Source organism: Enterobacter sp. Res13-Sevr-PEC09-46 (genome assembly GCF_015672585.1).
In the GTDB taxonomy this organism is placed as follows: domain Bacteria; phylum Pseudomonadota; class Gammaproteobacteria; order Enterobacterales; family Enterobacteriaceae; genus Enterobacter; species Enterobacter hormaechei_C.
On sequence record NZ_JADABR010000001.1, the window covers coordinates 98,084 to 109,453 of the forward strand.

The 11,370-nt window shown below is 54.7% G+C and carries 8 protein-coding genes; 3 read left to right on the forward strand and 5 right to left on the reverse strand.

Annotation, left to right across the window (positions count from 1 at the left end; translation table 11 throughout):
• Positions 1-77: 77 nt before the first annotated feature.
• The 3 genes from aceF to pdhR form a co-directional block, all read right to left on the reverse strand.
• Positions 78-1,973, reverse strand: a complete 1,896-nt coding sequence (gene aceF, locus IMQ56_RS00445; protein ID WP_017694504.1) for a pyruvate dehydrogenase complex dihydrolipoyllysine-residue acetyltransferase — start codon at positions 1,971-1,973, stop codon at positions 78-80.
• 14 nt (positions 1,974-1,987) lie between these two features.
• A complete protein-coding gene (aceE, locus tag IMQ56_RS00450) occupies positions 1,988-4,651 on the reverse strand; it encodes a pyruvate dehydrogenase (acetyl-transferring), homodimeric type (protein WP_003856315.1) in 2,664 nt (887 codons plus the stop codon).
• Positions 4,652-4,774: 123 nt separating this feature from the next.
• Positions 4,775-5,539 carry a pyruvate dehydrogenase complex transcriptional repressor PdhR gene (gene pdhR, locus IMQ56_RS00455; RefSeq protein ID WP_015572686.1) on the reverse strand — a complete coding sequence of 255 codons (765 nt, stop codon included), beginning with the start codon at positions 5,537-5,539 and terminating at the stop codon, positions 4,775-4,777.
• A 537-nt stretch (positions 5,540-6,076) separates the two neighbouring features.
• Here pdhR and aroP point away from each other — a divergent pair.
• The 3 genes from aroP to IMQ56_RS00470 all read left to right on the forward strand — a co-directional run bounded on the left by aroP (position 6,077) and on the right by IMQ56_RS00470 (position 9,970).
• A complete protein-coding gene (gene aroP, locus IMQ56_RS00460; RefSeq protein WP_015572685.1) occupies positions 6,077-7,447 on the forward strand; it encodes an aromatic amino acid transporter AroP in 1,371 nt (456 codons plus the stop codon).
• A 164-nt stretch (positions 7,448-7,611) separates the two neighbouring features.
• Complete coding sequence (locus tag IMQ56_RS00465; protein ID WP_017383771.1) at positions 7,612-9,009, forward strand: MFS transporter; 1,398 nt, start codon at positions 7,612-7,614, stop codon at positions 9,007-9,009.
• A 10-nt stretch (positions 9,010-9,019) separates the two neighbouring features.
• Positions 9,020-9,970 carry a family 43 glycosylhydrolase gene (locus tag IMQ56_RS00470; protein ID WP_032647256.1) on the forward strand — a complete coding sequence of 317 codons (951 nt, stop codon included), beginning with the start codon at positions 9,020-9,022 and terminating at the stop codon, positions 9,968-9,970.
• An 18-nt stretch (positions 9,971-9,988) separates the two neighbouring features.
• On the opposite strand, the gene ampE is transcribed toward IMQ56_RS00470, so the two are convergent.
• Complete coding sequence (gene ampE / locus IMQ56_RS00475) at positions 9,989-10,843, reverse strand: beta-lactamase regulator AmpE (RefSeq protein ID WP_003856320.1); 855 nt, start codon at positions 10,841-10,843, stop codon at positions 9,989-9,991.
• The coding region (ampD, locus tag IMQ56_RS00480) for a 1,6-anhydro-N-acetylmuramyl-L-alanine amidase AmpD (protein ID WP_196063543.1) at positions 10,840-11,370 on the reverse strand (531 nt) is incomplete at its 5' end. The genes ampD and ampE, both read right to left, overlap by 4 nt.

The following is an 11,370-nucleotide window of genomic DNA, read 5'->3' on the forward strand; positions in this document are numbered from 1 at the left end:
ATTATCGCTTTCACCAATAACCTCAAAAACCCCATGAGATTATCAGAAAAAAGCCGGCCGACTGGCCGGCTTTTCGATTACATCACCAGGCGGCGAATGTCGCTCAGCATGTTGTTGATGATGGTGATGAAACGCGCACCATCAGCCCCGTCGATCACGCGGTGGTCGAAGGACAGAGAGATTGGCATCATCAGACGCGGCACGAACTCTTTGCCATTCCACACCGGCTCCATCGCGGACTTGGACACACCGAGGATAGCCACTTCCGGCGCGTTCACAATCGGTGCGAAGTGGGTGGTACCCAGGCCGCCGATGCTGGAGATAGTGAAGCAGCCGCCCTGCATTTCGCCGGCAGTCAGCTTACCATCACGCGCTTTTTTGGAGATGGTGGTCAGTTCACGGGACAGCTCAGTGACGCTCTTCTTGTTCACGTCTTTGAAGACCGGAACAACCAGACCATTTGGCGTATCAACCGCAACACCGATGTTGATGTACTTCTTCAGCGTCAGCTTCTGGCCGTCTTCGGACAGGGAGCTGTTGAAGCGAGGCATCTGCTCAAGGGCAGCGGCAACCGCTTTCATGATGAAGACCACTGGAGTGAACTTCACGTCCAGCTTACGCTTCTCAGCTTCGGCGTTCTGCTGTTTACGGAACGCTTCCAGATCGGTGATATCGGTCTTATCGAAGTGGGTAACGTGCGGGATCATTACCCAGTTACGGCTCAGGTTAGCACCCGAGATTTTCTGGATACGGCCCAGTTCCACTTCTTCGATTTCACCGAACTTGCTGAAGTCCACTTTCGGCCATGGCAGCATGCCCGGGATACCGCCACCGGCAGCAGCAGGTGCAGCTTCGGCGCGTTTCACCGCATCTTTCACGTAAGCCTGAACGTCTTCGCGCAGGATACGGCCTTTACGACCAGTGCCCTTCACTTTCGCCAGGTTCACACCGAATTCGCGCGCCAGGCGACGAATCAGCGGAGTCGCGTGGACGTAAGCGTCGTTTTCAGCGAACTCAGATTTTTCTGCTTTAGCAGCAGGGGCAGCAGCCGGTTTAGCAGCCTGAGCCGGTGCAGCAGCCGGTGCCGGAGCAGCCGCGGCAGCTGGAGCGGCGGCAGGTGCTGCGCCTTCCACTTCGAAGACCATGATCAGAGAGCCGGTAGATACTTTGTCGCCGGTGTTGATTTTGATCTCTTTAACGGTACCGGCGAACGGCGCAGGCACTTCCATAGAAGCTTTGTCGCCTTCAACGGTGATCAGTGACTGTTCAGCGGCAACTTTGTCGCCCACTTTTACCATTACTTCGGTCACTTCAACTTCGTCACCGCCGATGTCCGGTACGTTAACGTCTTTCACGCCGCCAGCAGCCGCTGGTGCAGCAGCCGGAGCCGGAGCAGCTTCCGCTTTCGCTGGAGCCGCAGCACCTTCAGCGCCCGCCACTTCGAAAATCATGATCAGGGAACCCGTAGACACTTTGTCGCCGGTGTTGATCTTGATCTCTTTAACGGTACCCGCGAACGGTGCCGGCACTTCCATAGAGGCTTTGTCGCCTTCTACGGTGATCAGTGACTGCTCGGCCGCAACGGTATCGCCCACTTTCACCAGGATTTCAGTGACTTCAACTTCGTCACCGCCGATGTCAGGCACGTTCACTTCTTTCGCTGCCGCGGCCGCTGCTGGAGCAGCAGCAGGAGCGGCTTCTTTCTTCTCTTCCTGCGCAGGTGCAGCAGCTGCTGCACCGTCGGCGGAATCGAAAATCATGATCAGTTTACCGGTCTCGGTTTTATCGCCAACAGAGACTTTGATCTCTTTAACGATGCCAGCCTGAGGAGACGGGACTTCCATAGAAGCTTTGTCGCCTTCTACGGTGATCAGCGACTGTTCAGCTTCAACTTTGTCGCCCACTTTGACCAGGATCTCAGTGATTTCAACTTCATCAGCCCCGATGTCCGGTACATTGATTTCGATAGCCATTATTCTTTTACCTCTTACGCCAGACGCGGGTTAACTTTATCTGCATCGATGTTGAATTTGGTGATTGCGTCTGCAACCACTTTCTTATCGATTTCGCCACGTTTAGCCAGTTCGCCCAGTGCTGCTACCACCACGTAGGAAGCATCAACTTCGAAGTGGTGACGCAGGTTTTCGCGGCTGTCAGAACGACCGAAGCCGTCAGTACCCAGTACGCGATAATCATCAGCTGGAACGTAAGTACGAACCTGCTCAGCGAACAGTTTCATATAGTCAGTAGACGCCACCGCTGGCGCGTCGTTCATCACCTGAGCGATGTACGGAACGCGTGGGGTTTCCATTGGGTGCAGCATGTTCCAGCGCTCACAATCCTGGCCATCACGCGCCAGTTCAGTGAAGGAGGTAACAGAGTACACATCGGAACCCACACCGTAGTCTTTCGCCAGGATCTGCGCTGCTTCACGAACGTGACGCAGGATAGAACCGGAGCCCAGCAGCTGAACTTTACCTTTGCTACCTTCGATGGTTTCGAGTTTGTAGATACCTTTACGGATACCTTCCTCGGCACCTGCTGGCATTGCCGGCATGTGGTAGTTTTCGTTCAGGGTGGTGATGTAGTAGTAAATATTCTCTTGCGCTTCACCGTACATGCGCTGCAAGCCGTCATGCATGATGACTGCCACTTCGTACGCGTAAGACGGGTCGTAAGAGATACAGTTAGGGATAGTCAGAGACTGAATGTGGCTGTGACCATCTTCGTGCTGTAGACCTTCACCGTTCAGGGTCGTACGACCAGAAGTACCACCGATCAGGAAGCCGCGAGCCTGCTGGTCGCCTGCCTGCCAGCACAGGTCACCGATACGCTGGAACCCGAACATGGAGTAGTAGATGTAGAACGGGATCATCGGCAGGTTATTGGTGCTGTAAGAAGTCGCAGCAGCCAGCCAGGATGCGCCTGCACCCAGTTCGTTGATACCTTCCTGAAGGATCTGACCTTTCTCGTCTTCTTTGTAGTATGCAACCTGCTCACGGTCCTGCGGGGTGTACTGCTGACCGTTCGGGCTGTAGATACCGATCTGACGGAACAGACCTTCCATACCGAAAGTACGCGCTTCGTCGGCGATGATTGGAACCAGACGATCTTTGATCGACTTGTTCTTCAGCATCACGTTCAGGGCACGAACGAAAGCGATAGTGGTAGAGATCTCTTTGTTCTGCTCTTCCAGCAGCTGAGAGAAATCTTCCAGCGCTGGCAGTTCCAGCTTCTCGGTGAAGTTAGGCTGACGAGCAGGCAGGTAGCCTTTCAGCGCCTGACGACGTTCGTGCAGGTACTTGTGCTCTTCAGAACCTTCCGGGAAGGTGATGTAAGACAGTTTTTCTACCTGCTCATCGGTCACTGGAACGTTGAAACGATCGCGGATATAACGCACGCCGTCCATGTTCATTTTCTTAACCTGGTGAGCGATGTTTTTACCTTCTGCGGTATCACCCATGCCGTAACCTTTAATGGTGTGGGCCAGGATCACAGTCGCTTTACCTTTGGTTTCACGCGCTTTTTTCAGTGCAGCGTAAACTTTCTTCGGATCGTGACCACCGCGGTTCAGCGCCCAGATCTGCTCGTCAGTCCAGTCTGCAACCAGGGCTGCGGTTTCAGGATATTTGCCGAAGAAGTGCTCACGAACGTAGGCACCGTCTTTGGATTTGAAGGTCTGGTAGTCGCCGTCAACGGTTTCGTTCATCAGCTGGATCAGTTTACCGCTGGTGTCTTTACGCAGCAGCTCATCCCAACGACCGCCCCACATCACTTTGATCACGTTCCAGCCAGCACCTGCGAAGATGCCTTCCAGTTCGTTGATGATCTTGCCGTTACCGGTTACCGGACCATCCAGACGTTGCAGGTTACAGTTGATGATGAAGCACAGGTTGTCCAGCTTCTCACGGGTCGCGATGGTGATCGCGCCTTTAGATTCTGGCTCATCCATTTCACCGTCGCCCAGGAAGGCGTAAACGGTCTGCTCAGAGGTGTCTTTCAGACCACGGTGTTCCAGGTACTTCAGGAATTTAGCCTGATAGATCGCACCGATTGGACCCAGACCCATAGATACGGTCGGGAACTGCCAGAACTCAGGCATCAGTTTAGGGTGCGGGTAAGAAGACAGACCCTTACCGTGAACTTCCTGACGGAAGTTGTTCATCTGCTCTTCAGTCAGACGACCTTCCAGGAAGGCACGTGCATAGATGCCCGGAGAGATGTGGCCCTGGAAGTACACCAGATCGCCGCCATCTTTCTCGTTAGCTGCACGGAAGAAGTGGTTGAAGCACACTTCGTAAATGGTCGCAGAAGACTGGAAGGACGCCATGTGGCCACCCAGTTCCAGGTCCTTCTTGGATGCGCGCAGAACGGTCATGATGGCGTTCCAGCGGATAGCAGAACGGATACGGCGTTCCAGATCCAGATTGCCCGGGTATTCCGGTTCGTCTTCGACGGCAATCGTGTTTACGTAGTTGCTAGCCCCTGCACCTGAAGCCACTTTCACGCCGCCTTTGCGTGCTTCTGAAAGCAGCTGATCAATCAGATACTGAGCGCGCTCAACACCTTCTTCACGGATGACCGATTCGATCGCCTGTAGCCAGTCGCGAGTTTCGATCGGATCCACGTCATTTTGGAGACGTTCTGACATGGGGGTATTCCTTATCTATCTAATACGTTGATTTGTCTGGAACCTGTCCCATTGTATTTTCGCCAGAAAACACAATAAGACAGGTTCTGCGTTTAGTTGCCGCGCTCTAAAAGTACCTGGCGCTTAATCCTTTCGTTGCTGTATGCGGCGTAATGAACGTTCGCGACGCGATTGTTCACGGCTGCGGTCCAGCAAGATTTCCTCAATGAAAGCCAGATGGCGGTGCGACGCTTCGCGCGCCTGCTCCGGTTCCCCGGCCATTATCGCCTCGAATACTCGGGTGCGATGGTTGCTTACCAGCGGGAGCATCTCCCGACGGGCATACAACAATTCAAAATTCTGACGAACGTTCTGGGCCAGCATCGGCTCCATGCAGCGTAGCAGATGGAGGAGCACCACGTTGTGCGCCGCTTCGGTGACGGCAATTTGATACTGGACGACGGCATTGGACTCGGCGTCTAAATCGCCGGACTGCTGTGCCCGTTCAATGGCCTGATGCAGCTCGCGAATACGTACGCGGTCTTCATCAGTGCTGCGAAGGGCGGCGTAATAAGCCGCGATACCTTCCAGCGCGTGACGGGTCTCAAGCAGATCAAACTGGGATTCTGGGTGGTCAGAGAGAAGTTCTACCAGCGGGTCGCTGAAGCTCTGCCACAGGCTGTTTTGCACAAAGGTTCCGCCACCCTGGCGACGGAGCAACAGGCCCTTTGCTTCGAGACGTTGAATCGCCTCACGCAGAGAGGGGCGTGAAACGTCGAACTGTTTTGCCAGCTCGCGTTCTGGCGGGAGCTTCTCGCCCGGGCGCAGTGTCCCTTCGAGAATCAAAAACTCCAGCTGCTGCTCAATCACATCGGAAAGTTTTGGTTGGCGAATTTTGCTGTAGGCCATATTCCCTGTCTTACGCCTTTTTGCCCGGAGTCAATTGGTCTTACCAATTTCATGTTCGTATCGCTAAAGTAACAAAGTATTCACCTTCTGTCCATATTGGTTTTGATTGAAATCAGTAAACCCGGCACATTTTAACAACCTTACAGAACTAACGTTTCAGGAATGTAACTTTGCACAAATGAAATGGTTACTACCAAAGAGGCAGTTTTAACCATAATGAAACGAGGGTTTTTGCAATCTGAAGCGATTCAACAAGGCAAAAAATGAAAATTCGCCCTCTTCTGACGCATTTCTATTCTATAGGTTGGGGTATGAGGGGTTAACGTACCGATTTACAATTGGTTTCTTTTTATTCAAGTCGTCTTCATCCCTTCATAAAGCAGGTGCATTCGCTGGCGCTTACCACTATTCTTGCGCTAACGGAAGCCATCTCCGCTTTTTTCGGTATCGTTAACCGTAAAGAAATAAATACAGAATATGGACTTTCATAATTACACACGCACAGCGTGAACATAACAACCACACACGAGGTTTCAAATGGAAGCTCAACAGCATGGCGATCAGCTAAAGCGCGGCCTTAAAAACCGCCATATTCAGCTCATCGCCCTGGGCGGTGCTATTGGTACTGGCCTGTTTCTGGGCAGTGCATCGGTTATCCAGTCGGCCGGTCCGGGCATTATTCTGGGGTACGCGATTGCGGGTTTTATTGCATTTCTGATTATGCGCCAGTTAGGTGAAATGGTTGTTGAGGAGCCGGTCGCAGGCTCATTCAGCCACTTCGCCTATAAATACTGGGGCAGCTTCGCAGGTTTCGCCTCGGGGTGGAACTACTGGGTTCTGTACGTTCTGGTTGCCATGGCCGAGCTGACCGCCGTTGGGAAATACATTCAGTTCTGGTACCCGGAGATCCCCACCTGGGCGTCTGCGGCGGCCTTCTTCGTCATTATCAATGCCATTAACCTGACCAACGTAAAAGTGTTTGGTGAGATGGAGTTCTGGTTTGCCATCATCAAAGTGATTGCCGTTGTAGCGATGATCATCTTCGGCGGCTGGCTGCTGTTCAGCGGCAACGGCGGTCCACAGGCCACCGTGCGCAACCTTTGGGAGCAAGGCGGGTTCCTGCCGCACGGCATGACCGGTCTGGTGATGATGATGGCAATTATCATGTTCTCCTTCGGCGGTCTGGAGCTGGTGGGCATCACCGCCGCGGAAGCCGACAACCCGGAGCAGAGCATCCCGAAAGCCACTAACCAGGTTATCTACCGTATTCTGATCTTCTATGTGGGCTCCCTGGCGGTCCTGCTCTCCCTGCTGCCATGGACGCGCGTGACGGCGGATACCAGCCCGTTTGTGCTCATCTTCCACGAGCTGGGCGACACCTTCGTGGCGAACGCGCTCAACGTCGTGGTGCTGACCGCCGCGCTCTCCGTTTATAACAGCTGCGTTTACTGCAACAGCCGTATGCTGTTCGGCCTGGCGCAACAGGGCAACGCACCGAAAGCGCTGCTTACCGTTGATAAGCGTGGCGTACCGGTTAATACCATCATCGTGTCGGCGGTCGTGACGGCGCTGTGCGTTCTGATTAACTACCTGGCACCGGAATCTGCCTTCGGTCTGCTGATGGCGCTGGTGGTTTCCGCGCTGGTGATTAACTGGGCGATGATTAGCCTCGCGCACATCAAGTTCCGCCGCGCCAAGCACCAGCAGGGCGTAACCACGCGCTTCCCTGCCCTGCTCTATCCGCTGGGGAACTGGGTTTGCCTGCTGTTCATGGCAGCTGTGCTGGTCATCATGCTCATCACCCCAGGCATGGCGATTTCCGTCTACCTGATCCCGGTCTGGATTGCGATCCTCGGCGTGGGTTATATGGTGAAACAGAAAAATGCCAAAACGGTGAAAGCGCACTAAGTGTTTTCTCGCTGTACTCGCGGTTGCGGGTACAGCGTCTTGTTACCTTCCTCACAAATTCGCGCCCACAGCAAAATCCTCCATATCACCGCCTTTATATTGCAACGCATATATTCGTTTGCCAGCGAATAATTCTCTCCATACCGAAACCCGGAGAGCTGTCGATGAATAACAACAAACTGTCAGTAAAAGAAAAGATCGGCTATGGCATGGGTGACGCCGGATGCAACATTATCTTTGGCGCCATCATGTTATTTGTTAACTACTTTTATACGGATATTTTTGGTCTGGCTCCTGCACTGGTTGGCGTTTTACTCCTGTCCGTACGCGTCATTGATGCCGTCACGGACCCAATTATGGGCGCGATTGCCGACCGTACCCGCAGCAAATATGGCCGGTTTCGTCCATGGCTGCTGTGGATTGCCTTCCCCTACGCGCTGTTCAGCATCCTGATGTTTACCACGCCTGACTGGAGCTATAACAGCAAAGTTATCTATGCCTTTGTCACCTACTTCCTGCTGTCGCTGACCTATACCGCCATCAACATTCCGTACTGCTCGCTCGGCGGCGTGATCACCAACGACCCGAAAGAGCGCGTTGCCTGCCAGTCCTACCGTTTTGTTATGGTTGGTATCGCCACGCTGCTGCTGTCGCTGACGCTCCTGCCGATGGCCGACTGGTTCGGTGGGGATAACAAAGCCAAAGGCTACCAGATGGCGATGACCGTGCTGGCGCTGATTGGTACCTGCATGTTCCTGTTCTGCTTCGCCACGGTGCGCGAGCGCGTGCGTCCGGCGGTGCAAACCCATGACGAACTGAAAAACGACCTGAAAGACGTGTGGAAGAACGACCAGTGGGTGCGCATTCTGCTCCTGACCCTGTGCAACGTCTGCCCTGGCTTTATCCGCATGGCGGCCACCATGTATTACGTCACCTGGGTCATGGGGCAAAGCACCCATTTCGCCACGCTGTTTATCAGCCTGGGCGTGGTCGGCATGATGTTCGGCAGTATGCTTGCGAAAGTGCTGACCGACCGCTGGTGTAAGCTGAAGGTCTTCTTCTGGACCAACATCGTGCTGGCGATTTTCTCCTGCGCCTTTTACTTCTTCGACCCGAAAGCGACGACAACCATTGTCGTGCTCTACGTCCTGCTGAACATCCTGCACCAGATCCCGTCACCGCTGCACTGGTCGCTGATGGCCGACGTGGACGACTACGGTGAATGGAAAACCGGGAAACGCATCACCGGGATCAGCTTCTCCGGCAACATCTTCTTCCTGAAGCTGGGTCTGGCGATTGCCGGGGCAATGGTCGGCTTCCTGCTCTCCTGGTACGGCTACGACGCGGGCGCAAAAGCGCAGAGCGCGGATGCCATCAACGGGATCGTGCTGCTGTTTACCGTCATTCCCGGCATTGGATACTTAATTACCGCGGGCGTAGTACGTCTGCTGAAAGTGGACCGTGAGACCATGAAGCAGATCCAGTCCGATCTGGAAAAGCGTCGCACCAACTATCGCGAGCTGAACGATTATCAGGAACTCAAAGCCGCTGAGACTAAATAAGGAAAGCCGAATGCAAACCTGGCCAAACCCGTTTATTGAACAACGCGCCGACCCGTATATCCTGCGTCACGATGGGCAATATTACTTTATCGCCTCCGTGCCGGAGTACGATCGGCTGGCGATCCGCCGCGCGGACTCGCTGGAAGGTTTACGCGATGCCGAAGAGGTGATTGTCTGGCGCAAGCCCGACACCGGCCCGATGAGCCAGCTGATCTGGGCACCGGAGCTGCATCATATCGACGGCAGGTGGTACATCTATTTTGCCGCCACGCATACCCAGGCGCTCGATCAGCTCGGGATGTTCCAGCATCGCATGTTTGCCATTGAATGTGCAGATCGCGATCCGCTCACCGGTACGTGGGTGGAAAAAGGGCAAATCAAAACCCCGTTTGACACCTTCGCGCTGGATGCCACCACCTTTGTTCATCAGGGTAAACGCTGGTATCTGTGGGCGCAAAAAGCCCCGGACATTTCCGGTAACTCCAATCTTTACCTGTGTGAAATGGAAAATCCGTGGACGCTGAAAGGCGAGCCGGTGATGCTCAGTAAACCGGAATATGACTGGGAGTGCCGTGGGTTCTGGGTCAACGAAGGCCCGGCGGTGCTGTTCCATGGCGATAAGCTGTTTATCAGCTATTCCGCCAGCGCCACCGACGAGAACTACTGCATGGGATTACTGTGGGCAGACCTGAATGCCGATCCGCAAAACCCGGCTAACTGGCATAAATCCCCGCGCCCGGTGTTCGTCACCAGCTACGAAAACCGTCAGTATGGGCCAGGCCATAACAGCTTTACGCAGACGCCGGAAGGCGAAGATATGCTGGTCTACCACGCGCGAAACTACACTGAAATTGAAGGCGATCCGCTTTACGATCCCAATCGCCATACTCGCCTGAAACTCGTCCGCTGGAACGAAAACGGGATGCCTGACTTCGGCATCCCGCCTGCGGATACGCCGTAACAGCTTCGGCGCGCTGGCTTAGACCAGCGTGCCGTAAATCGTCAGCAGCGCCACAATCACCACCACCACAAAGGATGTTTTCTTCGCCATCGAGACGGCAGCTTTTGGCGTTGCGACTTTGTCCGTGTGCGGCTCACGCGCCAGCGAGAACTGTGCCAGTCGGGTTAAAACCTGATACTGCGAGGTATGGCGGTCTGCAAGGGAGACAAACCACGCGGGCAGCGCCTTTTCACCGTGACCGATGAGGGCATAGACCACGCCTACCAGACGCACCGGAAGCCAGTCGAGCACGTGCAGGATGGCATCAATGCCGGACTGTAGACGTTCATGCGGCGTAAGATAGCGGGCAAGCCAGGTCTGCCAGGCGCGCAGGAACGCATAACCCATCAGCAGTACCGGCCCCCAGGGTCCACCCACCACGAACCAGAACAGCGGCGCCAGGTAGTAACGGAAGTTGATCCACAGCAGCGCGTTTTGCAGCTCCCGCAGAAACTCGCGTTCATCGCAGTCCGGCGGTACGCCGTGGATCATCGTCAGCTCGCTCGCCATCGCGCCGCGCGCGTGGGCATCATCCCGGGAAGCGGCTTTCAGATACGCGTGATAGTGCAAACGCACCTTGCCCGCGCCAATACACAGCACGCCGAGCAGGATCCACACCACCAGCAGCGGCACGTTGAAAAAGAGGCCGTAAAGCGAGCGCAGCAACAGGAACGTAATCGCCATCACGCCTGCCGCCATCAGCAGCGTGCGCAGCATGGAAAAATGCCTGATGCGGCGGAATAACACCTCCAGCCGATGATCCAGATGCCAGTGCTCGCCGAGCTTAAACAGGCGTTCAGCGATCATAACCAGCAGCATGGTAAACAACGTCATGTTATCTCCTTATCTGACGACGTGGTAAGCATGGCGTGAAACCGGGCCCAGTCAAACGCCGGGCCGGGGTCGGTTTTTCTTTCCGGGGCGATGTCGCTGTGCCCTGTAATATTGTCTGCAATGGCGGGATAGCGCCCGATTAACGTTTGCGTTACAGCAACCAGTTTCTCATATTGCGCATCGGTGTAAGGCGCGGTGTCCGTTCCTTCCAGTTCAATTCCAATGGAGAAATCATTGCACCGCTCGCGTCCCTGATACATCGACACGCCGGCATGCCAGGCACGCTTATCAAAAGGAACATACTGAACCACTTCGCCATCACGACGGATCAGACAGTGCGCCGATACGCGCAGATGCGCAATCTCAGCAAAGAAAGGGTGGACATCGGGATCTATCGTTCCAGTGAATAACGCATCGATCCACGGACCGCCAAACTCACCCGGCGGGAGACTAATATTGTGAACCACCAGCAGTGTGGGCTTTTCATCCTCCGGGCGGCAGTCGTGGTGCGGCGACGGTACATGCCG

Bases quoted from the DNA above. Each gene is read 5' to 3' on its own strand.
- aceF (WP_017694504.1), bottom strand. From the start codon at position 1,973: ATGGCTATCGAAATCAATGTACCGGACATCGGGGCTGATGAAGTTGAA.
- aceE (WP_003856315.1), bottom strand. From the start codon at position 4,651: ATGTCAGAACGTCTCCAAAATGACGTGGATCCGATCGAAACTCGCGAC.
- pdhR (WP_015572686.1), bottom strand. From the start codon at position 5,539: ATGGCCTACAGCAAAATTCGCCAACCAAAACTTTCCGATGTGATTGAG.
- aroP (WP_015572685.1), top strand. From the start codon at position 6,077: ATGGAAGCTCAACAGCATGGCGATCAGCTAAAGCGCGGCCTTAAAAAC.
- IMQ56_RS00465 (WP_017383771.1), top strand. From the start codon at position 7,612: ATGAATAACAACAAACTGTCAGTAAAAGAAAAGATCGGCTATGGCATG.
- IMQ56_RS00470 (WP_032647256.1), top strand. From the start codon at position 9,020: ATGCAAACCTGGCCAAACCCGTTTATTGAACAACGCGCCGACCCGTAT.
- ampE (WP_003856320.1), bottom strand. From the start codon at position 10,843: ATGACGTTGTTTACCATGCTGCTGGTTATGATCGCTGAACGCCTGTTT.